General features: G+C 69.3%; 19 protein-coding genes. 11 read left to right on the top strand and 8 right to left on the bottom strand.

The genetic code is table 11. From position 1 onward, the window contains the following. The first annotated feature begins 18 nt into the window (after nt 1-18). The 7 genes from KBY90_RS09075 to KBY90_RS09045 all read left to right on the top strand — a co-directional run bounded on the left by KBY90_RS09075 (nt 19) and on the right by KBY90_RS09045 (nt 9,708). Nucleotides 19-2,304, top strand: a complete 2,286-nt coding sequence (locus KBY90_RS09075; protein WP_254968263.1) for an N-acetylneuraminate synthase family protein — start codon at nt 19-21, stop codon at nt 2,302-2,304. A gap of 26 nt (nt 2,305-2,330) precedes the next feature. After that, nucleotides 2,331-3,080 (top strand): sulfotransferase family protein, encoded by a 750-nt coding sequence (locus tag KBY90_RS09070; protein ID WP_254968262.1) that lies wholly within the window; start codon nt 2,331-2,333, stop codon nt 3,078-3,080. Nucleotides 3,081-3,254: 174 nt separating this feature from the next. Further along, nucleotides 3,255-5,285, top strand: a complete 2,031-nt coding sequence (locus KBY90_RS09065) for a hypothetical protein (protein WP_254968261.1) — start codon at nt 3,255-3,257, stop codon at nt 5,283-5,285. 8 nt (nt 5,286-5,293) lie between these two features. Then, the gene (locus KBY90_RS09060; protein ID WP_254968260.1) at nt 5,294-6,367 is read left to right on the top strand and encodes a hypothetical protein; all 1,074 of its coding nucleotides are present in this window, start codon (nt 5,294-5,296) and stop codon (nt 6,365-6,367) included. A 20-nt stretch (nt 6,368-6,387) separates the two neighbouring features. Further along, nucleotides 6,388-7,392 carry a glycosyltransferase family 2 protein gene (locus KBY90_RS09055; RefSeq protein ID WP_254968259.1) on the top strand — a complete coding sequence of 335 codons (1,005 nt, stop codon included), beginning with the start codon at nt 6,388-6,390 and terminating at the stop codon, nt 7,390-7,392. Nucleotides 7,393-7,523: 131 nt separating this feature from the next. Continuing rightward, nucleotides 7,524-8,600 carry a glycosyltransferase 61 family protein gene (locus KBY90_RS09050; protein ID WP_254968258.1) on the top strand — a complete coding sequence of 359 codons (1,077 nt, stop codon included), beginning with the start codon at nt 7,524-7,526 and terminating at the stop codon, nt 8,598-8,600. Between the two features lies 1 nt (nt 8,601). Next, a complete protein-coding gene (locus KBY90_RS09045) occupies nt 8,602-9,708 on the top strand; it encodes a glycosyltransferase 61 family protein (protein ID WP_254968257.1) in 1,107 nt (368 codons plus the stop codon). Nucleotides 9,709-9,728: 20 nt separating this feature from the next. Here KBY90_RS09045 and KBY90_RS15095 read toward each other — a convergent pair whose 3' ends face one another. The 4 genes from KBY90_RS15095 to rfbF are packed head-to-tail and all read right to left on the bottom strand — an operon-like array spanning nt 9,729 to nt 13,468. Continuing rightward, nucleotides 9,729-10,985, bottom strand: coding sequence for a class I SAM-dependent methyltransferase (locus tag KBY90_RS15095; protein WP_254968256.1), 1,257 nt, complete (start codon nt 10,983-10,985; stop codon nt 9,729-9,731). Continuing rightward, entirely contained in the window at nt 10,982-11,539 is a 558-nt protein-coding gene (locus tag KBY90_RS09035) for a dTDP-4-dehydrorhamnose 3,5-epimerase family protein (protein WP_254968255.1), read from the bottom strand. The genes KBY90_RS15095 and KBY90_RS09035 overlap by 4 nt, the downstream gene beginning before the upstream one ends. 22 nt (nt 11,540-11,561) lie before the next feature. After that, nucleotides 11,562-12,692, bottom strand: coding sequence for a CDP-glucose 4,6-dehydratase (rfbG, locus tag KBY90_RS09030; RefSeq protein WP_254968253.1), 1,131 nt, complete (start codon nt 12,690-12,692; stop codon nt 11,562-11,564). Between the two features lie 2 nt (nt 12,693-12,694). After that, complete coding sequence (rfbF, locus tag KBY90_RS09025; RefSeq protein WP_254968251.1) at nt 12,695-13,468, bottom strand: glucose-1-phosphate cytidylyltransferase; 774 nt, start codon at nt 13,466-13,468, stop codon at nt 12,695-12,697. Between the two features lie 200 nt (nt 13,469-13,668). Between rfbF and KBY90_RS09020 the strand changes: the two genes are divergently transcribed. Next, nucleotides 13,669-15,468, top strand: coding sequence for a glycosyltransferase family 2 protein (locus tag KBY90_RS09020; RefSeq protein WP_254968249.1), 1,800 nt, complete (start codon nt 13,669-13,671; stop codon nt 15,466-15,468). On the opposite strand, the gene KBY90_RS09015 is transcribed toward KBY90_RS09020, so the two are convergent. Continuing rightward, entirely contained in the window at nt 15,441-18,863 is a 3,423-nt protein-coding gene (locus tag KBY90_RS09015) for a rhamnan synthesis F family protein (RefSeq protein WP_254968248.1), read from the bottom strand. The genes KBY90_RS09020 and KBY90_RS09015 overlap by 28 nt on opposite strands. 74 nt (nt 18,864-18,937) lie before the next feature. Here KBY90_RS09015 and KBY90_RS09010 point away from each other — a divergent pair, with 74 nt between their 5' ends. Then, a complete protein-coding gene (locus KBY90_RS09010; protein ID WP_254968247.1) occupies nt 18,938-20,365 on the top strand; it encodes a hypothetical protein in 1,428 nt (475 codons plus the stop codon). 23 nt (nt 20,366-20,388) lie between these two features. Then, on the top strand, nt 20,389-21,123 hold the full coding sequence (locus tag KBY90_RS09005) for a hypothetical protein (protein ID WP_254968246.1): 735 nt from the start codon (nt 20,389-20,391) through the stop codon (nt 21,121-21,123). Here the strand turns inward: KBY90_RS09005 and KBY90_RS09000 are convergent. Genes KBY90_RS09000 through KBY90_RS08990 form a run of 3 tightly spaced genes read right to left on the bottom strand, consistent with a single transcriptional unit; the run spans nt 21,113 to nt 25,223 of the window. After that, nucleotides 21,113-21,967, bottom strand: a complete 855-nt coding sequence (locus KBY90_RS09000; protein WP_254968245.1) for a hypothetical protein — start codon at nt 21,965-21,967, stop codon at nt 21,113-21,115. The two genes, KBY90_RS09005 and KBY90_RS09000, sit on opposite strands and share 11 nt — an antisense overlap. Beyond that, the gene (locus KBY90_RS08995; RefSeq protein WP_254968244.1) at nt 21,964-22,869 is read right to left on the bottom strand and encodes a glycosyltransferase; all 906 of its coding nucleotides are present in this window, start codon (nt 22,867-22,869) and stop codon (nt 21,964-21,966) included. Before KBY90_RS08995 ends, KBY90_RS09000 begins: the two co-directional genes overlap by 4 nt. Further along, nucleotides 22,866-25,223: a glycosyltransferase gene (locus KBY90_RS08990; protein WP_254968243.1), complete on the bottom strand. Its 2,358-nt coding sequence runs from the start codon at nt 25,221-25,223 to the stop codon at nt 22,866-22,868. The genes KBY90_RS08995 and KBY90_RS08990 overlap by 4 nt, the downstream gene beginning before the upstream one ends. Nucleotides 25,224-25,277: 54 nt before the next feature. On the opposite strand from KBY90_RS08990, the gene KBY90_RS08985 reads away from it, so the two are divergent. Beyond that, nucleotides 25,278-26,204, top strand: a complete 927-nt coding sequence (locus KBY90_RS08985; protein WP_254968241.1) for a glycosyltransferase — start codon at nt 25,278-25,280, stop codon at nt 26,202-26,204. The last annotated feature ends 3 nt before the right edge of the window (nt 26,205-26,207 follow it).

Below are 26,207 nucleotides of genomic sequence, written 5' to 3'. Positions count from 1 at the left end.
GTGGCAGGCGGAGCGTCGGTGCAGGCGGTACAGATCGAGCGCAACTTCACCCAGTTCGTCGTCTTCGCCGAGGACTCGATCCTCACCGCCCTGAACAAGATCACCGCCAACAAGTGCCGTCTGATCTTCGTGGTGTCCGAGGGGGGCATCCTCCAGGGCGTGCTCAGCGACGGGGACTTCCGCCGCTGGATCGGCAGCAGCGACGTGATCGATCTCGGCCGGCCGGTGACCGCCGCCATGAACCCCAGCTGCGTCTCGGCCCCGGAGGGCATCCCCGCCGCCGAGCTGGCCGAGCTGTGCTCCCACAAGATTCAGGTCATCCCGCTGCTGGATGACCATGGACGGGTGGTGGGTGTCGCACGGGGTGGACAGCGCCAGCTGCAGCTGGCCGGACGGGCCATCGGCGAAGGCGCTCCGGCCTTCGTGATCGCCGAGATCGGCAACAACCACAACGGCAGCCTGGATCTGGCCCTGCGGCTGATCGATGCCGCCGCCGAGGCCGGGGCCGACTGCGCCAAGTTCCAGATGCGCGACATGGGTCGCCTCTACGTGAACGCCGGCGACAGCAACGACATGGCGTCAGATCTCGGCACCCAGTACACCCTCGATCTGCTGGAACGCTTCCAGCTCAGCGACGAGGAGCTCTACCGCTGCTTCGACCACACCCTGGAACGCGGCCTGATCCCCCTCTGCACCCCCTGGGACGAGGCGAGCCTGGAGAAGCTGGAGCGCTGGGGCATGGCGGGCTTCAAGGTGGCTTCGGCGGACTTCACCAACCACGACCTGCTGGCCGCCATCGCCGCCACGGGCAAGCCGCTGATCGCCTCCACCGGCATGGCCTCCGAACAGGAGATCGTGGCCGGGATCCGTCATCTGCGCCAGCTGGGAGCCGCCTTCGTGCTGCTGCACTGCAACTCCACCTACCCCACGCCCTTCAAGGACGTGAACCTGCGCTACCTGCCCCGGCTGGCGGAGCTGGCCGCGGGGCCGGTGGGCTATTCCGGGCACGAGCGGGGCACGGCGGTCCCGATCGCCGCGGTGGCCCTCGGCGCCACCGTGGTGGAGAAGCACATCACCCTCGACCGGGCCATGGAGGGCAACGACCACAAGGTGAGCCTGCTCCCCGATGAATTCGCCGCCATGGTGGCCGGCATCCGGGCCGTGGAGGAATCGATGGGGTCGGAAGCCGCCCGCAGCCTCAGCCAGGGGGAGCTGATGAACCGTGAGGTGCTGGCCAAGAGCCTGGTGGCCGCCTGCCCGATTCCCGCTGGCACCGTGGTGACGCGCGAGATGGTGCGCATCCAGAGCCCCGGTCAGGGCCTGCAGCCCTACCGGCTCAATGACCTGCTGGGCCGGACGCTCGCCACCGCCAAGGCCACCGGGGAGTTCTTCTTCGAGTCGGATCTGCATCAGCCGGCAGCCCAGCCACGGCCCTACCGCTTCGCCAACAGCTTCGGCGTGCCGGTGAGGTACCACGACTTCGAGGCGTTCCGCACCGCCAGCAATCTCGATCTGGTGGAGATCCACCTCAGCTACAAGGATCTGGAGGTGGACATCGACACGGTGCTGCCCCCTCGCGTACCCATCGGGCTGGTGGTGCACGCCCCGGAACTGTTCGCCGGGGATCACACCCTCGACCTCTGCAGCCTCGATGAGGACTACCGCCGTCACTCCGTGGTGGAACTGCAGCGCGTGATCAACCTCTCCGCCCGCCTGCGCAAGCGCTTCGACTGTCCCGCCCCTGTGCTCCTGGTCACGAACGTCGGTGGTTTCTCCGCTCAGCGCCACCTCGCAGCGGGAGAGCGGGAACCTCTGCTGGGGCGGCTGCTGCGCAGCCTCGACGAACTGGACACGGTCGACGTGGAGGTGATCCCACAGACGATGCCGCCCTTCCCCTGGCATTTCGGCGGACAGCGGTTCCACAACCTGTTCGTTGACGCCGAGTCGATCGAGAGCTTCTGCCGCAGCCAGGGCATGCGGGTGTGCCTCGATGTCTCCCACTCCAAGCTGGCCTGCAACCACCTGCGCCAGCCGTTCTCCGTGTTCCTGGAGCGGATCCTGCCCTTCACGGCGCACCTGCAACTCGCCGATGCCGCCGGGGTGGACGGCGAGGGTCTGCAGATCGATGAAGGGGAAGTGGACTGGGCCAGCGTGTTCAACCTGCTGGACCGCCTGGCGCCGGACGCCTCCTTCATCCCCGAGATCTGGCAGGGCCACAAGAACAACGGCGAAGGTGCCTGGCTGGCACTGGAGCGCCTGGAGCACCACCACCTGGCCCAGCGGCGCACGCCCGTCGCTGCATGATGGCTGCCAGGACTTCAGACTCCGGTTTGGCCGAGCACTTCATCCAGTTCGAGCGCATCCCCCTCATCTACGGGCGGGTGCCGAAGGTGGCCAACTCGTCGGTCAAAGCGGCGCTCACCCGTCTGCTCGAACAGCCCCCCGAGGAGGGACTGCGATCGACCGCCGATGCCTTCTGGCGCCGTGGCACCCATGGCGAGACCTGCATGATCGATGCCCAGACGGCCCTGCTCCAGCGCGCCACGCATCTGATCTTCAGCTTCGTGCGCAACCCCTTCGACCGGCTGGTGTCGGCCTACAACAACAAGCTGGTCGAGATCGCCAGTGTTCCCGGCGCCATGGAGCGCATGGGACTGGAGAGGAACATGCCGTTCGAGCACTTCCTGGAGGTGGTGGCCGGGACGGACGACGCCGATCTGGATGTGCACCTGCTGCCCCAGAGCACGATCCTGTGCATCGATGGTGTGATCGTGCCATCGTTCATCGGCAAGCTCGAAGCGATGCCCGAGCACTGGCAGGTGCTGCGTCGACGCATGCGCCAGTGGGGTCTCCCGGCTCTGGGTCGACTGCCCAGCAAGAACGTGCGCCGGGGCAGCGATACAGATCTCCAACCCTACTTCAATACTCCGCGAACCATCGAACTGGCCCTTGAGCGCTACCGCCTGGACGTGGAATTGTTCTACCCGGACCAGCCCATCGAACAGCTGGCAACCGGCAACCTGGATCATGCTCCGGCCCTCTGGGAACGCTTCCCCGAGCCGGTGGGATCGCTGGCGTAGCATCCGCAACCAGGTTGAACGCGCTCTGTTGGCCCTGATACGCCGTCCGCACCACGGGATCGAGCCAGAGTCCCAGCGGCAGGGCCACGAGGCAGTCCATCTTCCTGGCAGGCTCCACGCCCCTGAGGGCACCACTGTTCACAGGCCCCTTTCAGCACGGTGCCCCTGAACGCGATGGCCGTGAATCCCGCCGACACCGACCAGCTTCTCGACGCCCTCGTGGCGGGCCTGCCGCCTGATCCGCTGGACACCGGCTCCCCCAGCACCGGCTGGGTGGCTCTTGCGGGCCATGCCACCGCGCGGAACAGCCCCTCCCAGCGCTTCTCCGAACGCACTGGCCAAGCCGGTGTGGTGGTGTGCCGCGACGGCAGCCTGGCGGCGGCGCTGAGCACGGCGCGTGGAACCGACGCGGTGCTGCATGCCACGGCACCGCTGCCGGAGCTGCTGGCCGAGGGCCAACTGCCCCGGCCGCGCCTGCTGTTCATCGAAACAGCCAGCGCCCCGGGCAGCGATCTCAAGCTGAAGCTGGCCGATCCCCCTGCCCTGCTGGTGGCCACGCTGCCGGAACGGGGCTGGCGACGGCGCTGGTGCATCCGACGCCTGCACCAACAGCTGGCGCGGATGGGCTACCACTGCCTCGCAGAGGGGCGGCGAGAAGCGATCTACCGGCATCGCCACGCGACCCCGCCAGCTGGGGTGCCGCGGGTGGAGGGCCCGGCCGCGGCGCCCCGGCTGCGCATCCACAGCTTCGACTACTGGGACACGCTGATCACCCGCTGGCACCCGGACCCCAAGGTGGTGTTCGACTACGTGGGAGAACGGGCCGGCATCGAGAACTTCCGTGCCCTGCGGGTCCAGGCCGAGCGGCAGGCACGGCGCCAGCACCCGGACTACAACCTGGAGCACATCTACGACGCCCTGGTGCAGGCGGGAGCGATCCCGGCCGAGCGCCGAGAGGCGATCCGGGAGCTGGAACTGCAGGCGGAGCAGGAGTTCGCCCAGCCGGTGCGGGCCAACCTCGATCGCCTGCAAGCCGGAGACGTGCTGATCAGCGACATGTATCTCACGGCCGATCAGATGCGCAGGATCGCCCGTCCTTACGCCGATCTGGACCGCCAGCCCTTCCTGGTGAGCGCAGGGGGCAAGAGCAGCAGTTCGATGTGGCGGGAGCTCAGGAAGGCCGGCATCGCCGCCCACCACCTCGGCGACAACTACATGGCCGACTACGTGCGTGCGGCCCGCCGGGACCACCAGGTGTCCCTGGTGCGTGAGTGCGGCTACTCGCCGCTGGAAAAGCGGTTTCATCAGGCCGGCCTGGTGGGCCTGGCCAACCTGATGCGCCTGCAGCGGCTGGCCATTCCCCTGGCCAGCCAGCGCCTGGGCCAGCCGGCCACCGCCCTGGACGGCCTGCTCACCGTGCAGCGGCGGTTCAACCTGCCGCTGCTGTACCTGGTGGCCCTGGAGCTGATCCAGCGGGGGCTGCAGCCCGATGCCCCCAGCCATCTGCTGTTCTGCTCAAGGGACTGCGGCTATCTGCACGGCATCTACCGGGCCATGGCCCAGGCATGCGCCAGCGGCACCGTTCAGGACGGCAGCGGCCGGCTGCCGATCGATCACTACTACCTCACATCCCGGAAAGCCAAGGCCAGGGCATCCACCGGCTATGTGGCCTACAGCCGCTCGCTGCTTGGAGGGGGTCCCGAACGGCCCGACGTGCTGGTGGTGGATGTGCAGGGCAGCGGCCAGAGCAGCCATCTCTTCTTCCGCGACCAGCTGGGGCTGCCCCTCCGCCAGCTGTTCATCTACACCAACCTGAAGAATCTGGAGAGTTATCAGGCTGAGGGACTCCTGCCTCGGCACTTTGTTCGCAGGCTTCTGCCCCAGGCCTGCGACCTGCTGGAAGTGATGAACTACTCCACAGATCATTCGGTTCTTGATATGCATCAGCTAGCCGCCCGCGGCTTCATTCCTGAGTTCGAAGCGGAGATGCGTCCGCAGCGGCTGCTGGACATCTGCAGAGCCTTCGGGACGTTCTTCCACGGCGTTAAGCAGCGCATGCAGCAAAGTCCGTTCCAGCATCTGTTTCTGCGGCACGACCTCAGAAACTATCGCCGCGAGCATCTCGAACTGCTGCATGACGTGGATGGGCTGGAGGATCTGCGTCTGCTGCGGGAGCTGTACCTGCGATTCCACCGCCGTCACTGATCCGCCCCATGCCCATCCTCCTGCACATCGGCAGTCACAAGACCGGCACCACCTCAATCCAGCGCTTTCTCGGGCGCAATCGGGATGCCCTGCGTCAGCAGGGCATCTGGTATCCCACCGAGGCCGAACTGCTGACGGGTGGGCGCGACCTGATCCCCCATCTGAACTTCGCCCGCTCCCTTGACTGCACAGGCAAGCCGAAGCCCTTCGACGATGCCCAGCTGCGCGAGATCTCCACCAACCTGGCGAGGCGATCCGGCGATTTCAAGACCACGATCATCAGCGCCGAACCCTTTTGGCGGATTGGTTTCGGCGGGGACACCAGAGACGGTCAATCTGAGCAGATCTGGCAGAACAAGCACCGCAACATTTCCCGGATCCGCGATCTGCTGGGTGACGCCGATGTGAAGGTTGTGGCCGTCCTCAGGGAGCGCGTGAGCTACATCCAGAGCAGCTACAGCGAGTTCGTTCTTGCCACCTTCTTCCACAAAGGAATCCAGCAGTTCATCCGACAGTTCGGCCACATCCCCGACTATCTTCGCCAACTGGAAGCCTGGGAAGCATTCTTTCCGCTGCAGGTGTTGAGCTATGAGGACCTCTGTAGCCTCGGCACCCTGCCGCAGGTGTTCACCAGTGCCCTGGCCGGTGAACTCACGCTTCCCGAGCCGGAGCAGACCGCCGACCCGCGCTTCAACGCAGGTCACCCCGTGCCCTGCGTGCTGTACAAGCGCTACCTCAACCGGATCGCGCAGATGCCGCAGCAGCAGAGGGTGCACCTTTACAACCAGGCCCGCAGGAAGTTCGGCAAGGCCCGCGCCAAGGGCAGGCTTTCCGGGCTGGAGGCGATCAACAGCTGGCTGACCGCCGGGGAGGTTGCCCGGCTGCGCCGGTCCTTCAGCGCCGATGACGATCAGATCAGAAGCCGCTTCTGCCGGGCCTTTGTCTCAGGCCCCACCGACCGAAAGGCGATCAAGGCGGCCGGACTGGCGCCCCTGCGCCCCAGCACGGCCCTGGAAGCGCTGGGCTGGATGCTGCTCAAACAGCGCCCCGATCCCCGCTGGTTCACTCCCGCAGCCCCCTGAGTCGCCCCCAGCCCGTTCCCATGAGCACCCTGCCCACCGTCGACCTGCTCACGCCCTGCCGCAACCGGGTGGAGTATCTGCGCGCCAGCCTGCCCTCCTGGCTGGCCTGTGCGCAGATCCGGCGGATCGTGGTGGTGGACTTCGACTCCACCACACCCGTGCTGGACGAGCTGGGCGATCTCACCGGCGAGCGGGTGACGGTGGTGCGGACGGAGAACGAGCCGCTGTGGCGCCAGGGCCGGGCCCAGAACGTCGGCCTGCCACTGGTCGACGCGGACCTGGTGCTGAAGATCGACGCCGACGTGTCGATCGTGGACCTGCGCCCCTACGTGGAGGCGCTGGCGGACAACCCGAAGGCCTTCTTCAAGGGGTACAGCAAGCACGGCACCTCCTCCGGCCTGTGCCTGGCCGCCACCCAGCAGATGCGGGCACTGGGGGGGTATCACGACCACATGTCAGGGTGGGGGGGCGACGACGTCGACTTTTGCCGTCGCCTTGGCAGACGCGGCTGCAGACGGCAGTTCTTCCGGCCGGAGAGCTTCCAGGAGCAGGGCCAGCGCATGGCCGGCAAGAACTCCGAGGCACCCAGGCTCGACAGCGAACTGCTGAGCGGCCACGACCAGCTGGCCCGCAACCCCTTCTTCACCGGTTTCCGCAACGCCCTGCTGGCCCGGATCCACCCACAGAACCGGCGCTGTGCCCTGCGCTGGCGCTACCGGCGCGTCCAGGGTGACGGCGGGAGGGTCGACGCCCGGCTGCGCAAGGCCCGCGGCTGGCGACTGCCGCTGGCCCGACACGGCACGGAACTGGCCAACATCCTGGCGCTGGCGCACTTCGAGCGCTTCGACACCCCCTGGGAGCTGATGAGGAGTGACGCATTCCAACAGGTGGTGGCCCGCCACCGCCTGCCCCGCTGCCGCACCAAGCAGGATGCAAGGGATCTGCTCCAGGAACTGCCCCAGCGCACGCAAGCCCTGGCGGGCCTCGCCGCCGAACTCGGGATCAACGGCTGTATGCCAGTTTGAAATCTGGCACATATGATGGGCGCGATCGGAGTCCTCAGCTTTCCGTGCCGTCCCTTCAGGCCCTCGCTGCCATTCCTGCAGATCACCCCCATCTGTGGGGAAGCATCGAAACGCCGGACTCAGCCTCCTGGGTGGTTGAACCCCAGGCGATGCTGCTGCCCACCCGGCGCACCGGATCCGACGGCAAGGACTGGTGGAAATCACGCAGCCAGGGGGGCCTGAACCGCCAGGGCGAACCGATTGGCGCCCTCACCGACTGGCGGGGCACTCGCTGCATCTACGCCCTGCACTCCAGGACGGGAGGCGAGACTCCCCCAGCCGTCGTCACACCAGGAGCCCCCTTGCTCTATGGCGGCACCCTCTACCACCACTTCGGCCACCTGCTGCTGGATCTTTCCCGCACCTACCAGCTGCTGCGCCTGTTCCGCCGCAGCAAGGAGCCCATCTGGTTTCACTATCAAGGAGGCCTGCAGGGTGGCCTGAATGCAGCTCCACGGTCGGATTCCGGTACAGGAGGTGCATCACCTCATTCGATTGAGCAAATCAACAACCCGCTGATCCTGGAATGGCTGGAGTGTCTCGGGTTGCGCAAGCGGGCACGCCTGATCCGCAAAAAGCTCCCGGCGGCGATGCTGGTGTCCTCCAGTCCGCTGTTCTGCGACCGCCGCTTCGTGAGCGCAGACTTCCCCCTCGCTGCCCAGGCCGCCCTGGCGCCGAGGCTGAGGCGCAGGCTGGAGCGGATCGAACCCGTTGCAGGGCGTATCGCCTATCTTTCGCGCCACAAACTCCAGGGAGGCACCACCCGCTTTGTCGGTGAGGACGAGGTGGTGGCGGCGATCGCGGACCATCCGCGCATCGATGTGATCTGCCCGGAGGAACTCTCGATCAAGGAGAAGCTGGCGCTGTACCGGCGCTACCCACTGATCACCGGCTTCGCCCAGGCCTGCATGAACCTCAAGTTCTTCGCGCCCTACACCCAGGTGAGCGAGGTGGCCCGGCAGGTGATGTTCATCGCCGGCCCCAGAAGCCTGAGCAGCAACTGGGTCAACCTCGACCGCGCCGCCGGGTTCGGGGATCGGCTGCTCGACTGCTCGCTGCCCGAGGGCGACAGTGAGCTCCAGACGATGGCGGCCGAAGCGGGATTCCAGCGCAGCAGCAGCTTTGATGTGCAGCTCGTGGTGCGCACCCTGCTGGAGCTGGCTGGCTGAGATGAGCGCCGATCACATGTTGCAGCCGTTGGCCGCCATCGCCACCGGCCATCAGGCCCTGTGGGGCGAGCTGGCGGTGAGCGATCCCGAGCCGCCGCTGATCCTGGAGCAGGCGGTGGTGCTGCCTGCCTGGCAGCACCGCGACATCGAACCCTGGTGGTGGCGCCACTCGCTGGGGATCTATGGCCGGAACGGCCAGCATGTGGACGCCCTCAGCGACCACCGCGGCGAACGCCGGATCTGTTTTCCGCCCGCCAGGCTGGAGCAGGCCCGCTTCAACCGAGCGCGGGCGGTGAACAAACGGCTGGTGCTCTACGGCGGCACCCTCTACGACCACTTCGGGCATCTGCTGATGGACAGCGCCCGCGCTTACCAGTTGCTGCGCCTGTACCGGCACACGAAGCAGCCGATCTGGTTTCACGACTGCACGCCCCACCGGGGATCGGTCCTGCGGCTGGCGATGGTGCAGCAGTGGCTGGCCTGCCTGGGGATCACCGCACGGGTGCGGATCGTGCGGCGCCCGCTGCTGGCGGACCAGCTGATCTCCGGGCCGGCTCTCTACAGCGATCGTCGGTTCGTGAGCCGTGATCTTCGCGCCGCCTGCCAGGCGGCCCTGCTGCCGAAGCTGCGGCGCCAGCTGGAACGGGAAGGACGGCCACGGCGACGCCTGGCCTACCTCTCCCGTCACCGGCTCAGGGGAGGCAGCACCCACTTCGCCGGCGAGGCAGCGCTGGTGGAAACGCTGGCGGACTGGCCCCATGTGGATGTGATCTGCCCTGAAGAGCTCGGGTTCGAGGACAAGATCGCCCTCTACCACCGCTATGAGGTGGTGGCTGGCTTCCCCCAGTCGTGCATGAACCTCAAGCTGTTCACGCCCGTGGAGGATCCTGCTCTCCAGGTGATGTTGATCGCCGGCCGCCGCAGTCTGAGCAGCAGCTGGGTGAACATCGAGCACGCCACCGGCTTCGGCGATCAGGTGGTGGACTGCAGCTGCGCCGATCCCGGCCCAGACGGTGAAGACGAGGCGAAGGAGGACGACGGCTTCCAGCGCACCAACCGCTTCGACCAGGGGCGGGCGCTGACCGCCCTCGCAGCCCTGGCGGGCTGATCAGTGCGCACCCGTTCCGGTCAGACCGGTTCGAGGGTGGGGATGGCCCGCAGAAACCGCGCCGGCGGATAGCCGGCCACACCCCACTGCTGCTTCACCTCGGCGGCGATGTTCCACGGCAGTACCAGCAGAGCATCGGGCCGGGCGGCGGCCAGCTCCACAGGAGCGATCACCGGGATATGGCTGCCGGGGAGGAAGCGGCCGATCTTGCTGGGGGCCTGATCCGCCACCGCCGCCAGCAGATCGGGGCGCACGCCGGCGTAGTTGAGCAGGGTGTTGCCCTTGGCGGCGGCGCCGTAGGCCAGCAACCGCTCGCCTCGCTCCCTGGCATCCAGCAGACAGCGAAGCAGGGCGTGCTTGGCGACCTCGGCCCGCTGCTGGAAACCCGCGTAGGCCTCGGCCGTCTCCAGTCCTGCGGTCAGCTCGGCGGCGAGTACCGCCTCCACCCGGCGGCGGGCCTGGGCCGGCGTCTCGAGCCCGCCGTCGCTGCCTCCGTCCTGCCGGGCCAGCCACACCCTCAGGCTGCCGCCGTGGGTGGTGAGCTCCTCCACATCGATCACGGCCAGGCCGACACGGGCGGCGATGCGGCGGAGCACCGCCAGGCTCAGGTAGCTGTAGTGCTCGTGGTAGATGGTGTCGAACTGGTTGCCCTGCAGCAGCCGCAGCAGATGCGGAAACTCGATCGAGGCCTGGCCCCGCGGCCGCAGCAGCCGGGTGATGCCGGCCAGGAAATCGTTGATGTCCGGCACGTGGGCGAGCACGTTGTTGGCCACGACGAGATCGGCCTGCCGGCCCTGCTGCACGAGCTCCTCCGCCAGGGGCGTGCCGAAGAAGCGCTCCAGGGTGTCGACCCCCCTGGCCCGGGCCGCCGCCGCCGTGGCGGCTGTGGGCTCGATGCCCAGGCAGGGGATCCCCCGCTGGGCCACGTACTGAAGCAGATAGCCGTCGTTGCTGGCCAGTTCCACCACCAGGGAGTCCGAATCGAGACCCAGGCGCTCGACCGCCGCCGTCACGAAACGCTCGGCATGGGCGCACCAGCTGGAGGAGGTGCTGGAGAAGTAGGCGTAGTCGGCGGTGAAGAGCTCATCGGCGGCCGCGTGGGCCGGTAGCTGCACCAGCCAGCACTCGCTGCAGCGGTACACCTTCAAGGGATAGGTGAGTTCCGGCTCCAGCAGCTGGGCGGCGCTCAGATAGGCGTTGCTGGGGGGCTGATGGCCGAGATCGATCACCTCCTGCTCCAGAAGCGTGTCGCAGTGGCGGCAGCGGTGGGATGTCACGGTGGAGAGGCCTGAGGAGAAGGAAGCCGGGGCAGCCGGCTGTCACGGGGGCTGAGATCCACGGGCTGCAGGGGCCAGGGGATCGCCAGATGGGGATCATTCCAGACCACCCCCAGCTGATCCTCGGGGCGGTAGGGAGCGGAGTGCACATAGAGCAGCTCGCTGCCGGCCTCGAGCACCTGGAAGCCATGCAGGCAGCCCTCGGGGATCAGCCAGGCGTTGGCGGCCTCGGCGCAGAGCTCAACGGCCTGCCACTGTCCCCAGGTGGCCGATCCGGGGCGCAGATCCACGGCCACATCGAAGACCCGTCCACGCACGCAGCGCACCAGTTTGGCCTCAGGAGCCGGCCCGGCCTGGCCATGCAGTCCACGCAGGGCACCCGGCCGTTCGGTGCGGCTCAGGTTGATCTGGTGCACCGGCCGCTCCCCCCACCAGGCGGCGAACTCCTCACGGCGGAAGGCATTGAGGAAGGAGCCGCGCTGGTCGCAGAAGGGGCTGGAGCGGATTTCGACCAGACCGGCGATCGGCGTGGAGCGAGAGGTTGGTACGGCCATGGCAGGGGCGGGCGGCGAGCCGTCAGGCGGAGTCATAGGCCTGGAGGTCGTCGAGACAGCAGGCCAGCGGCGAGGCCCCCTCATGCACGCGGCGGTACCAGCAGGCCGTGCGCTCCACCGTGGTGGCGAAAGTCCAGCGGGGCCGCCAGCCGAGCCGGTGATGGGCCTTGTCGATCACGAGGTGGAGGAGGCCGGCCTCGTGGGGTGCGTCCACCTGGGGCTGCTCCTGCCACTGGCCGGGCCAGTGGTCGTGGAGGGCCTCCACCAGCTCGGCCACCGGACGGTTGGCCTCCAGGGCTGGGCCGAAGTTCCAGGCGCCCGTCAGCGCCTCGTCCGCGACCCCGGCCAGGGACTGGGCCAGCAGCAGATAGCCGCCCAGGGGCTCAAGCACGTGCTGCCAGGGGCGTGTGGCCCCGGGATTGCGGAGGGTGAGCACCGTGCCGGCGGCGCAGGCCCGCATGGCATCGGGCACGATGCGGTCCGCAGCCCAGTCGCCACCACCGATCACATTGCCGGCCCGCGCGGTGGCGATGGCCAGATGGGCGGTCTGGTGCGCCGCGGAGCCGCAGAAGCTGGCCCGCCAGGACGCGATCGCCAGCTCGGCGGCGGCCTTGCTGGCGCTGTAGGGATCGTGCCCCCCGAGGCGATCGGTCTCCCGGTAGCCGTAGCACCATTCCCGGTTCTCATACACCTTGTCGGTGGTGACCATCACCACGGCGCAGGGCTGATCGAGCCGGGCCAGGGCCTCCAGCAGGTGAAGGCTGCCCATCACGTTCACCGCCCAGGTGGCCAGGGGTTCGTGGTAGCTGCGCCGCACCAGCGACTGGGCGGCCAGATGCAGCACCACCTGCGGACGGGCCCTCAGCACAAGCTCCGTCACCGCCGCCGGCTGGCGCAGATCGCAGCGGTGGTGGTGCAGGCGGCCGCTCAGAGCCTCCAGCGCACCGGAAGCCAGCCCGAGGGCGTCGAACAGGTTGGGGGTGGTGTCGGGATCGAGCGCCAGCCCGTGCACCTCGGCCCCGAGCTGCAGCAGCCAGAGCGTCAGCCAGGCGCCCTTGAAGCCCGTGTGCCCCGTGAGCAGCACGCGTCTGCCCTGCCAGAAGCCGGGATCAATGCACCGTGGGGTCTGGGCGCCGGTGGCGAACGGCTCCAAGCTCAGCTCCAGAGCTTCCAGGGGGCGCTGCCACTCTCCCAGAGCGCCTCCAGGTTGTTGCGTTCCCGAAGCGTATCCATCGGCTGCCAGAAGCCGCGATGGCAGTAGGCCGAGAGTTCGCCGCGCCGGGCCAGCTCGGGCAGCACGTCAGCTTCGAACACGCAGCCGTCGCCATCGATGAGATCGAAGACCGACGGCTCGAGCACGAAGAACCCGCCGTTGATCCAGGCGTTGTCCCCGTCCGGCTTTTCCTGGAAGTTCGCCACCCGCCCGTCGATCAGATGCAGAGCGCCGTAGCGGCCAGGAGGCTGCACGGCGGTGAGGGTCGCGCAACGGCCTGCCTGCCTGTGATGATCAAGCAGAGCCTGAATGTCGATGTCAGCCACACCATCGCCGTAGGTGAAGCAGAACGGCTCATCTCCCAGGTAGGAGCGAACGCGCGCCAGCCTCCCACCGGTCTGGGTGAGGTCACCCGTATCCACCACAGTCACCTTCCAGGGCTCGGACTTACGCTGGTGCACCTCCATCCGATTGTCGTGATCCATGTGGAACGTGACATCGCTCATGTGCAGGAAGTAATTGGCGAAATATTCCTTGATCAGATAACCCTTGTAGCCGCAGCACACCACGAACTCATGGATGCCGAAAGCGCTGTAGATCTTGAGGATGTGCCAGAGGATCGGACGGCCGCCGATCTCCACCATGGGCTTGGGCCGCACGCTCGTCTCCTCAGCCAGTCGGGTACCCAGTCCTCCAGCGAGAATGACAGCCTTCAAGCGCAGCGAGCATTTGCGCGCGATCCTATCCGGTACCTCTGAGCAGGCAAGCCGATCAGCCGCACAATCGCCGAGCCATGTCGGGACACACCACACCGTCCATCAAGCTCCCCCTGGGCAGGACCGACGGGTCACCTCAGTGAGCACCCTCAGACATCCCGGCCCGCAGCGGACCCGGTCGTCATCCATCAAGGCTTGCCATGAGCACCACAGTGATCAGCCCACATCTGCAGGCCTCACTGACTGTCGTAGCCATCTTCAAGAACGAAGGCGACATCATCGCCGAGTGGACAAGGCACTATTTCAACCAGGGCGCCACCCAGATCCTGCTGATCGACAACAACAGCACGGACGACTGGCGGGGGGCACTGGCTGATCTGGGTCAAGACGGCAGGCTCACATGCCTGCACGACTCACGCGTCAACGCGCAACGCGAGATCTACCACAGCATCCTGCATAGCGGACTGATCAAGGGTGAGTGGCTCATCACCTGCGATCTCGATGAATTTATTTACGCTAGAACTCCTTACAAAAGCATCAGCCAATACCTTGCCGGCCTGGCGGCTGATGTGAGCGGCGTTGCACTGCCCTGGAAACTGTTCGGCTCCTCGGGGCATGGACAGCACCCCGCTGGACGGACGGTCGACAACTTCCTGATGCGGGCGAAAGCGAGCGGGCGGATCCTGGGCAAGACCATCAGCAGGACCAGGGAAGTCCTCAAGATCGATGTTCACCGCCATTACTACCACGGCGGCCGACTGATCCGCTCTTGCGGCACCAGCGTGGACCTCAATCCATTCCTGGATCACGATGAAGAGAGGCTGACACAAGAAGCCTTGCACCTGAACCACTACTGCGTGCGCTCCAGAGAGTTTTTCGAGAAAGTGAAGATGACGCGAGGCAACGTGTTCTCAGCGAATCATGTTTACCTGGAGAATTATTTTCTGGCACGTGATCGCAACGAGATACGGGACGCTGAACTCAGCGGACTCACAGCGCCCTCTGTCGCCGACTCTGCTGAACCCAGCTGGTTCGACCCGAAACGCCATCCGCTGCCCCCCGGACCGCGACCGCCGGTGTTCCGGCTGCTGGAGCCGGCCTCCGACCTCCATCTGCCTGCCGACCATCGCCCGCTGCAGGTGAGCTGGCGGATCGCGGGGGCGGGCCAGCACGGCCGAGCCGCAGCGCGCTGGATCGATGGGGGCCAGGTGCCGGCCGATCCGGATCAGGTGATCGACGCCCTGGCGGGCCTGGCCAGCGTGGCGCTGGCGCCTCTGGAGCGGGGGGTACCGGTCTGGATCGATGCCAGTGAGGGCCGGGGAACCAGCCTGCGCCGCGCCCAGGAGTGGTGCGACCTGCTACAGCTGTCCCGCCGGGTCCGCTGGCACCGGCCCGGTGGCGGGAAGGGGAACCTGCCCCCGGACGATCCGCGCGGGGAACGGTGGCAGCCGGATCTGAGCGGCGAGAAGGCCGTGCAGTTGTGGCGATGCGCGGCGGCTGCCCTGGCCCGGCACCGGCGCCTGCAGGCCAGGCTGGAGCGCCTCGGCAGCCGGGAAGTGATGGCGATCGCCCTGCCATCCGGCCATGCCGGCGCCTTCGAGAAGGGGCTGAAACCCCTGCTCAAGAAGGTGGCCCGTGAGCATCAGATCCCCATCCTGCGGCTGCGAACCCTGCCATTGGAGGAGCAGGTGCTGGCATTCAGCCGCTACCGCTGGATCGTGGGCCCATACCAGCCGGCGATGGAGCTGGTGCACACCCTGGGCGAAGGCCCCCACCCGGCGGCGACGCTGATCCTGCTCAGCCGCGGGGTGCGCCGCAGCCGCCAGCTGCTGCAGCGCCTGGGCCGTGTGCACAGGAAGCCGCACCGGCTCCTGGTGCTCCCCCATGCCGCAGGCGCCGGGTCCACTGGGGTGGAGGAAGACCGCCGGGCTCTGGTCGATCTGATCCACTGGCTGCGCAACGCCAGTGACGCTCACCCCGGAGCAGGGGACCGGCGCTGACGGGCCTGATGGTCGCGGATCTGGGCAGCGAGGACGGGGTTGAACACTCCCACCACATCGGGCCAGGCGCTGATGTCCTGGCCGAGGGGATTGGCCTGGAGCAGCTCCTTCTTCAAAAACGGAAAGCGGTGCTCCTCGATCAGCTCCTGCCAGTGGGTGTGGCTGATGTTGCCGTAGCCGCTCATGTACAGAGCCTCGGTGCTGTAACCGAGGCGCTGCAGCATGGCACTCCAGCCGATCTCATGGGTGCGCACGAGCTGGCGTTTGTCCGCCCACACTCCCACGCGCTGCCAGAAGGCCCGGAAGATCGGCGCGCGCAGCACCCGCCGTCGGTAGGCGACGAAGTAACTCTGCAGATGCGGGCGGATCAGGGTGCTCTCGGTGAGGCCCACCACATCGGCCCGGCTGCGATCGAGGCGATCGAAGAGCTCATCCAATGGGTGAATCGGCCCGTAACAGCTGTCGTTGGTGAGGATGAGGCGGGGCGCCTCGACGATCTGCCGCCAGCAGTGCTGGATGGCCGCCTTCCAGCTGCCGAAGTCGTGGCCCTCGTTCTCGCGGATCAGCACCACCTCGCACAAGGGCCGGAGCCGTGAGAGGGCCTGGGCATCGGCGGCAAGCCCCGGGCAGGCGGAGACGAACGCCACCCGGCAGCGCTGGCCATACTGGCGGAGCTGCTCCAGCAGATCCGGTCGCAGTTCCCCTTGGAGATCCCAGTGCGCATAGATGAGGAAGGGACGGCCCGCCGAGCCAGCCGCCTCGGGCCGGCTCCAGTTCCAGATCAGCCGATCACGCGAGGGATGCAGGGGGCGGGCCGCCGGGGCGGCGGGTTCGAGACGCCTGGAATCGGGACTCAGCAGCGGGTGGTGCAGGGGATCGCCTGCGCCGAAGCGCCCTGGGTAGCGGGAGCGCAACAGGGCTGACTCGCCGTACAGCCGCTTGCGGTTCTCACCCCCCACATCCGCTCCGCGGCTGAGGGATTCCAGGTGGAGAATCCGCGGTTCCGGAGTCACCACCACCGCCAGGTTCCGCTTCGCCAGACGCCAGCAGAGGTCCACGTCGTTGTGCACCACCGTGAACGTCTCGTCGAAGCCGCCGAGGCGGTCGAAGTCGTCGGCACGCAGCAGCAGGCAGGCACCGGTGGCCGCCGACCACTGCTCCTGCACTTCCAGCGGCGTCAGCATCGCCGTGGCCGGGCCGGGCCGCATCCTCTTGCCGGGCGAAAGCATGTCGTGCACACGGCCGCCGGCGGCCATAAGGCCCTGGTGCTGGATCCGGCCGTCGCCGTAGAGCAGGCGCGCGCTCACCGCACCCACGCCCCGGAATCCGAAGGGGTCGAGCAGCTGCTCGATCACCCGGTCGGACTCCAGCACGATGTCGTTGTTGAGGAACAGCAGGAAGGTGCCGCTGCACAACCGGCGGGCCCTGTTGTTGAGGGCCGAGAAGTTGAATGGCCGCCCATCCCGCAGGCCGATCACCGGCACAGGGCTGCGGGCCTGGAACTCCGCCGCCAGCCCGATCGCCTCCGGATCGGTGCTGCCGTTGTCGATCAGAACGATCTCCAGGGGCACTCCGTCAGCCTGGCGCAGCACCGACTCCACGCAGCGGCGGGTGAGGGCCGCCTGATCACGGAAGGGGATCAGCACCGAAACGCGATCGGTCGGCTGCCGCAGCCGCCGGACCATCAGCGTGCCTGGCCGCGGGCCGGGGGTGAAGGCGCCTTCGGGAGCGAGCCAGTGGGAAGCATGGCGCCGGCTGAGGGCGCTGATCTCGCGCTGCATCGCGGCCGTCAGGCCCTGCCGCTGTGGCGGGCCAGCGAACGCCGGAACGGTGGGGTTGGAGAGCGGATCGCGCTGCAGCAGCACCTGCGGCAGCGGCAGGATGCGGCCGCCGCGGCGGAGGATCTGCAGAGCGAGATCGCGCAACAGGGTGTGCACACAGCCGTAGCCGGGAGCGGGCTCCAGGTGGGCGACCAGCGCCGCCGGAAGGGCCACCAGCCCGGGAACGGCCCCGCGCGTGAACACCCGGAACGGCGTGGGCGGCCCCTCAAGCTGGCGAGCGCCCACCTGGTCCGCTTCCGGGCCCCAGATGAACTCCTCGTCGGAGCAGGTCAGATCGGCCGGCTCCCAGGTGAGACGGCGCCGCAGGTGATGCCAGGCACCGGTCTGAGGCCGGTCGTGCGGCCCCTGAATGGCAAGCATCACATCCTTCCCGTCGCCGCCGTCCAGACGGCTGTTGAGCTGCTCCTGCAGCGGCCGCTCCAGCCGCAACACCCAGCCCTGATCGAAGCCGCCCCGCACGGCACAGCGCTGGGCCCGCCGGCGCAGGTCGGCCTCCCCGATCTGATCCATCTGGGCGTCGGTGACCGCCAGCAGCAGCGTCCCCCGCCACTCACGGGCCGCCGCAGCCGCCGTGGCCCGACGCCCCGGCGAGGGTGGAGCGGCGCGCTGCCAGTGCTCCAGGAACCGTGCCACCCGATCCGGACGCCGCCGCGCCAGCCAGTCGGCGTCGATGGCCAGCAGGGAGGGCTCCGGGCCGGGCCTGGGTGGCTGCCGTGGACAGGCCCCGCCCGGCGTGGCCACGAGCTGGAGCAAGGGGCCCGGTGAGGCCAGCGCCAGCCCCCGGATCCAGTCACCCCAGCAGGGAGACAGCTCACCACGGCCAAGGCCCAGCACGTATCGGGCACCACCGGCAAGGGACTGCCCGCAGGCGTCCTCCACCAGGGCATCCACATCGGCAGGCCCCTTGATCAACCGGGTGTCTGCAAAGCCAAGGGCCATGCCCCGCAGCCGGGCCTGGGCCTCGGCCTGCTGCGGGGAGTCGTGCGGCGCGGCCAGCTCCAGCCAGACCCAGGCCGGCTCCCGCTCCGCGTCCAGAGGGCTCGAGCTCCAGCGCCGCAGTGCGGGGGGGAACTCCGGCGGCGATGGCGCGACCTCCAGGGCCAGGCACTCCAGCACACTGAGGCGCTCCAGCCAGGGGCGACGTCCCGGGGTGAACCAGAGGTTCTCCCGCACCACCTCGATCGGTACCGCAGGCAGGTCGGCGTACAGAGGCGCCTCGCCCCGCAGCACCCGGTTGAGGCCGTTGCGCACGAAACCCTGCAGATCGTCCCCGTGACAGAGGGCCAGACGGCGCGCATCCAGGGGCGAACGGGCCAGCGCCGCCGGCAGCGCCGGGGCCAGCAGCAATGGTGCCGGCACCACGGCGGGATCGAGGAACTGCGGATCCAGGCAGGGATGGCAGGCGCCCAGGATCGAGCGCAGCAGGGCGGGGGGGTAACGCAGGCGGACCATGGCCTCGATGGCGGCGATGGCGGCCGCCGCATCCCCGCGTTCCAGGGCGCGGCTCAGTTGCCGGCGCAGCAGTTGCCCCTTCACGCCAGGATCCGGGAGCAAGGCGACGGTGTGCTGCACGGATGAGGCAGGGTCATCGCGAGAAGGTGACAATTCCCGTGAGCTGAGTGTGATCGATGCTGACCGGCTGCAGGCCCAGTGCCTTCCGACGCCGGTTCAGCGCCGACGACCTCCCCGGCCAGCTGGCCCTGGCCCGCGACCCCGACACTCTCCCGCCGCAGTGGCCGCGGCGGCGCATCGGTGAGCTCTTGCTGGCCCACCACCCGGAACTTCGCACGCTCCACCTCACCGGCTGCGAACCCTCCCAGGATGTGATCTTCCTGGGACCCGTGATCGATCCCATCAGGCGGCGGCTGGACGCTCTGAACTGGGTCCCGCCCCGCGAGGGGTTCTTCCCCGCGCTGGAACGGCTGCTGCACGGATTGAGCGGCCGCTTCGTGTGCATCGCGGGCTCGGGGAAGCGCCAGCGGCTCTATCTGGATGCCTCCGGGTCGCTGTCGATGCTCTATTCGCGCCGGCACGCCATGGCCGCCTCCACGGTGGGCCTGTTCCCCGATGACGGCGAGGACGACGACGCGATCGAACTGATCGAGGCGATCGATGTGGGCCGCCGCAACGGCTGCTTCCCGTTCGGCCTCACCCCGCGGCGGTCGATCCGGCGCCTGCTGCCCAACCACCTGCTGAATCTGGACACCTGGAAGGCGCGCCGGCACTGGCCGCTGGCAGCGATTCAACCGGCCCGGAACCGGCAACGGGTTCTGGGCGAGATCGCCGACCTGCTGTTGGGAACGGTGGAGGCCGTCATCGCAGCCGGCCATCGCCCCTACCTCTCCCTCACCGCCGGCTATGACTCGCGGGTGCTGCTCGCGCTCCTGCGGCATCGCACGGACGCAGTGGACTGGTTCACCTGGGAGCTGCCCGATGCCACCGCGCAGCTGGACGTGCAGCTTGCGGTTCAGCTCGCTTCCAGCCTGGGCCTGAAGCACACCGTGATCACCTTCCAGGCCGCGGAGGCAGAGGAACAGAGCCGCTGGCTTCACCGCTCCGGCCTGGCCGTGGGCGAACTGCGCGGTATGACCCTTGCCGCCACCGTGGAGGCCATGGGGGCTGCGCGGTACTACCTGCCCGGCCTGGGCAGTGAGGTGGGACGGGCCCGCTACTGGCGGAAGCACGACCACGAGGCCAGCCGCCTGCGCGCCGGGGATCTGCTGGGGAGGCTCGGCCTGCCAGCCGATCCCCGGCTGCGGGCCGCGGCCCGCCGGTGGCTGCGGCACCTGGAGAATGACAACAGCCTGCAGCGGCTCGATCTGCTGCACATCGAGCAGCGCCTGGGATGCTGGGCCGGCGTGACGGCCTATGGCGATGCCCACGGCCCGATACGGATTCACCCCTTCTCCAACCGCAGGGTCTTCGAGCTGATGCTGTCCCTGCCGGCGGAGATGCGCCGCAACGACGCCATTCCCCAGGCCCTGATCCGCAACGCCTGGCCTGAGCTGCTCGCCTTCCCCGTCAACGGCCATGCCGTGCCGGAAACCAGGCTCTGATCGCCTTCACCCACCACACCGCCATGTTCCGCTGGGCTTCGCCACAGCCGCTCCCCGCCGCCCTGACCCTGCTCCTGGAACAGGCGGGGGGCTGGCGCTCCGGCCTGCATGAGGACCCCGAGATCACCCTCTTCCTGCCTCCCCATCTGCTGATCGCCGCCGGGGCGCACGCGGAAGGAGAATTCAGCGACGCCTATGCGGGTTTCCACCGCAGCGCAGCGCACCAGCGGCTGGTGAACGGTGAGCGGCTGCTCGGGCTGCGGCCCGCGCAGATCGCCCACTGGCTGCTGGGCCGGGCCCTCGAGCTGCCGCTGGAGCTGGCCGCCGTGGCCGATCCCCTGCTGGCCGCCGTCACCCTGGCGCAACTGGAACAACGCCCGGAGCTGGTGGAGCACTACCAGCGTCTCGATGCCAGCTCCGAGCGGGGCGGAGCCGCCGCGGAACACGACTACCGCCAGCGACTGAGGCCCTCCCCGACAGACCTGCTGGCGGCCTGGGACGCGCTGGGCGCACGCCTGCAGAGCCAGGACGCCGGTGCGGGTGCGCTCCAGCGGCTGCAGCAGCAGCGTCTGGAGCTGACGGAGGATCTGGAAAGGCAGGTGATCGAGACCCACCGGGTCCTGGAGCTGGCGGAGCGGCGGCGACACACAGGCCGGCAGCTGCGAACCGACCTGGAGCGCATGCGCCGGCTGATGGTGCGGCTGCTGGCGCTGCAGGGCCGTCTGCTCCCCGGCGTCCAGACCAGGATCAGCTCGTGAGCGCCCGAGCCAGAGCACCCTGGACGCTGCGCGCCGCTGACGCTCCAGCCGTCACCAGCTCCTCCAGCAGGCCGATGCGGCGGCTGAGCTGACCCAGGTCTTCCTGAGCCAGCTGGAGGCTGAGCTCCAGGTCGGCGCACCGGGCCTCCAGCTCGGCGATGCGGGCATCGCGACGGTTCCCCTCCAGCTCCAGATTGAGCGCGCGCTCGCGCAGCCCCTGGTTGTCGCACTGCAGCCGGTGCAGCTCCCGCAACTGTTCATCGGCCCGGGCCAGATCGGCCTCGAGCGCCTGCCAGCGGCGGCGGGCTCCGGCCAGGGCCTCCGGCCCGGCGGCCGCCTCCAGCCGCTCCAGGCAGGCCTGATCGGCCGGGCGCCGATCCAGGACGGCCGAGCGGGAATGGCCTTCCAGGGTCAGGTAGGCCTCCAGCACCCCCGGTGCGGCATTCAGCCACTGCCGGGTCAGCAAAGCGTCAAGGGGCTCGGGGATCCGGAAGGCGCCGCTCACCTCCGGAGACAGCAAGGCCCCCTCAGGCTCGACGCACCAGCCCACCAGCTGCGCCGGGCAGAAGCAGCTCAGGTTCACCAGCCGCCAGGGCTGGCCGCCGGCCTCCAGGGCGGGCAGCGCCGCCAGCAGGGACCGGTAGGGATCGGCGGGCCAGGGGTCTGCCGGTCCCTGCGCGCCAAGCAGGTCGACCGGCTCGGCGTAGGCGAGGAGCAGGGGCCGATCGCCGCGGCGCTGTTCCAGGCCCGCCAGGGGCTCGGGCGTCAGATGGGCCGCACGCAGGGCGTCACAGAGCGGTTCCAGCCTGAATCCGGGGCCCCAGATCTGGACGGGAACATTCACCACGACGCGCCGGCTGCAGGCCCTGGGGCCCCACTGTCGCAGAAGAGGGCGGTGGGCACCGCCTCGCCGCTGCACTCGCCCAGGTAGGCGAGGCAGCGCTCCAGCACCAGGTCGTTGCCGCCGCGCTTGTTCACCGTCAGGAACAGGGAGCGCAGCGGCTCGAGATCACCCCCCTTCACCACCGGCTGGCCATCGGCCCGGAGCTCGGGAAATTCCTGAGCAAGGCTGTGATGCAGCAGCACCGCCGGGGTGCCGGTGAGCAGACAGTGGGCCTTGAACCACAAGTCGTCGGCATGGCCGGCGATGCGCAGCGCCGTCTGCAGATCGCGCACCCGGTGGTCGAGATGGCTGAGGCGGTAGCAGATCCCGTCCTTGCCGGTGGGCACCGTGAGCAGACTGGGCTCCAGCAGGGCCCTGTCCTCGGTGATCCAGGCCCGGTAGGGAGCGGGCAGGCCCTCCTCCAGCACCAGCCGGCGGCCCCGGAAGCCCACCACGCAGCCGAAGCGTTCCTGGGCGTCCACGAGCCGGCAGAGCCAGTCGGGCGGATAGAGGGTGTCGTCGTCGGCGGTGATCAGGATCGGATCCAGCGCCTGCTGCTGAGGGCTGAGCCGCTCCAGCAGGGGCAGCAGCTTGCGGTAGGGGCCGCTGTTGGCCACCCAGTGCAGCTGCAGCGGCAGCGGCGCCGAGCGGGAGCGGCGCAGCAGCCGCTGCAGCGCCTCCGGAACCTCCTCAAATCCAGGATCCAGCAGGTAGGGCTCGCGGGAGAGGAACAGATGCAGCTCCACAGGCCGCCCATCGCGCGGCAGGGCCTGGGCCAGCAGGGAGTCCAGACAGCGCACCAGCGCGCCCTCCCTGCCCCGGATCGAGGTGAGGCCGATGAGCACCGGCGCCAGCGGGCTCAAACCAGCACCTCCCGGCCCATCAGCCCGCGCCAGCTGGGCAGCGAGAGGCTGCAGCCGTATTCGAACCGCGAGGAGATGGTGGTGGCCGCACCGCGCATCAGGTAGAGGGGCTGATCCAGCCGCGGCACGGCGGCGGTCCCGTAGCGGCGCTCGAGCCGCCCCCGGAACTCCACGTCGCCGCGGGAGCGCACCGGGTAGAAGCCCCCCAGGCCCCGCGCCGTGGCACGCCAGGTCATCAGGGTGGCGATGCCGTCGCCGAAGAAGGCGCCCCCGTCGCCATCGGGCTGGAGCGCAGCGCTGGCCTCATCGAGGCGCACATGGCCGGCGTAGACCGCCGCCCGGCCCTGCTGCAGGGCCTGCCACTGCAGCTCCAGGCGCAGGGGGTGGGAGAGGTCGTCGTCGTCCTGGATCGCCAGCACCTCCGCACCCATCAGCTCCAGGGCCAGGTTGCGGGCCAGGTACTGGCCCTGATTCTCGTCGCGGCGCACCAGGTGCAGGGGCAGATCCAGATCGTTCCGGCACTGCCCCACCAGCTCCACCAGGGCAGCGGCGGCCGCGGCGGGCGAGCCGTCATCCACCAGCCATACCTCGCTGGGCCGCAGCGTCTGCAGGGCCAGCGACCTCAGCGCCAGCCGCAGCAGGCCCAGGCGCGGGGCATGGGTGGTGATCACCACGGCGATGGAGGCCTGCTCGCGCCCCGCCTCCGCCCCAAAACAGCTGCGCCAGTGGTCGAGGATCGCGCCGAAGGCCGTCTCCACGCCGCCGGGCGGGAGCACGGGCGGCAGGAGTTCGGGCACCCCGCGGCGCTCGGCCGCCAGCCGGGCCAGCATCAGACTGCGGGCGGCCAGGCCGGCTGCTGCGGCCATCACCGGCGCCTCCTCGTCCTCGCCGTCGAGCAGCCGCAGCACCGGCGGGTTGCCGGCCGCCGCCGCCAGCCGCAGCAGGCCCGCCCGCTCATCGGGCGCAGCCATCAGCCGCAGCAGCAGCAGCACCTGGGTGCGCAGCAGCCGGGCCGGATCCGTCCCGTCCTCAGGCACTGCCGATTCCGGCCGCGGTCCCTCCTGGGGCAGTGGCGGGATGCCGCGGCTGTGGAGCAGCTCCAGTCCGGCGAGCAGGGTTCCTCCCTCCCGCTGCCAGCCGGGATCGAGGTGGAAGCGGCGCAGGTCGTGCAGCAGTCGCACCAGCAGCGGTTCCTGCCACCAGATGCGGGGCAGGGTGCGCTCCACCAGGGCCACCAGGGCCTTGCGCCGCGCCCCCTCGAGCGCCACCACCTGGGGAGCGTCGAGCAGCAGTGCCCCCTTCAGCAGCAGCAGGCACACCGACGGGGGCTGCACGAACGGCAGCCGGTAGCAGGTGTCCGGAGCCAGGGCGGGCACCAGGGCCCGCAGCAGCAGCAGGTTGGGACCCACGCCCCTCAGGATCCCCTCCAGATCGCGCTGCAGCTGCCGGCGGCGGTCGCGGTCGCCGGCGGCACTGGCCTGATCGATGGCCAGCACCAGCGCATCGATGGCCGCCGCCAGCGGGCCCAGCTGCAGCGGAGCACTGAGCGGGGAGGCCTGCAGCAGGCGTGCCAGCACCAGTCCCCCCTGGGCCGGATCCGCCAGCCCGCCTGCCCGCCGCAGACCCAGCTCCCGCAGGCGATCCGCGCTGGCCTGCAACCGCGGATCGCGGCTGTTGATGCCGCCCACCAGCCCCTCCAGCAGCCGCAGCCAGGGCTGGGGATCCTCCGCAGCGCTGCGGAGCGCGGCCTCGATCCGCACGGCCAGGCTCCCGGCCCAGGACGGCTGCTCGGCCGCCGGCAGCAGGTGGAGGAGTGCCACCAGATCCGCCGTCAGGCCCCGGGGATCGGCTTCGATCCCCGCCAGCCAGTCGTCCAATGGCCAGGGCTCCAGCCGCCGCGCCGGCACCACGGAGCCCGGCGCGAAGCGCTGCTTCAGCAGCCGCTCGAACTGCAGGAGCCGCACCGCCTCGCCGGGGACCGGTGGGCTCTCCCCCAGCTGACTGTAGGCGTTCCAGAGCCGGCCAAGGGCGGATGGCACCGCCTCCGGGGCGGCGGGGAGATCCTGAAGGGTGACGAAGCGGGCGCCGGCGGCCGCGACATCCCGGAGAGCCGGCGCCGCCGCGCCATCGAGAAGCCCTCGCGACCAGGCCAGCGGCAGCGCGAGCAGCAGGACCGGGCCCTCCTGGACTGGCTGGGAGGACAGGGAGATCACCTCCCCCGCCGGCAGCTCGGCACAGCGCCAGAGGGAGGCGCGCCCGCAGTCGCCGCAGAACAGATAGTGGGGCACCCCGGGCAGGGCGTGGAGACGGCGGATGAGCTGCCCGAGATTCAGCCGGACATGGAGGTTCAGCACCTGCGATCGTCTCCGGCCCGGCGGCGAGAATAGGAGCCGGATCCAGGCCCACCGGTGCGGCATCTCGACCTGTTGATCGCCGCGCCCTCCGACCCGGACGGTCTGGTGGGTTGGGGTGATTACCACTTCGCCCGCGAGCTGCAGCTGGCCCTGCACGCCCTGGGAGTGAGCACCCGGCTGCTGCACCGCGACACCCATGCCCTCGTGCCACCGGCTCCGGCCGGCAGCGACCTGCTGGTGCTGCGGGGCAAGTTCGCCCCCGGCAGCGACTGGCTGCGGGCGGCCCCCTACCGGCGGAAGCTGATCTGGATCATCAGCTGGCCCCTCGATCCAACCCCCACGGAACTGGCTGACTACGACCTGCTGCTGGTGGCCAGCGACCAGGACCGCCCCCGGCTGGCCCGCCTGAGCGGGCGCCCCGCCCAAACCCTGCTGCAGGCCAGCGGCCTTGGCCACCGGGCCAGGCTGCGGCCGGCCCGTGGCGGACTGCTGTTCGTGGGCAACCGCCGCGGCGTGGAGCGGCCGATCGTGGCTGCCTTCAGCCGGGCGGGGGTGGCGATCGAGCTGATCGGGGAAGGCTGGGAGGACGTGGGGCTGGAGGCGGAATCAGCCAGCCTGGCCAACGACGCCCTGCCCATCCGCTACGGCCAGGCCCTGGCGGTGCTCAACGACCACCACGGGGCGATGGCCGCCTACGGCTATCTCAACAACCGTGTCTTCGACGTGCTGGCCTGTGGTGTGCCGGTGATCACCGATGTAGCGCCCGGCTGTCCGCCGGAACTGGAAGCCGGGGTGATCCGGATGGGGCCCGGCGACGAACCGGAGGAGGCGCTGGCCAGGGCCCGGGCGCTGCGGCGTGATCACCACACCCTGGCGGCGGTGGCGGCCGCCGCACGGGAGCGGCACAGCTTTGCGGCGCGGGCGGAAGCACTGCGGGGGGTTCTGGAGGGCGAACCCGCGGACTCGGCCAAGCGCGACTGAACA

The sequence above is a fragment of the Cyanobium sp. CH-040 genome, from assembly GCF_024346135.1.
GTDB lineage: Bacteria > Cyanobacteriota > Cyanobacteriia > PCC-6307 > Cyanobiaceae > NIES-981.
Note: the sequence above shows the minus strand (reverse complement) of the source record. Positions and strands in the feature narration are given on the sequence as shown.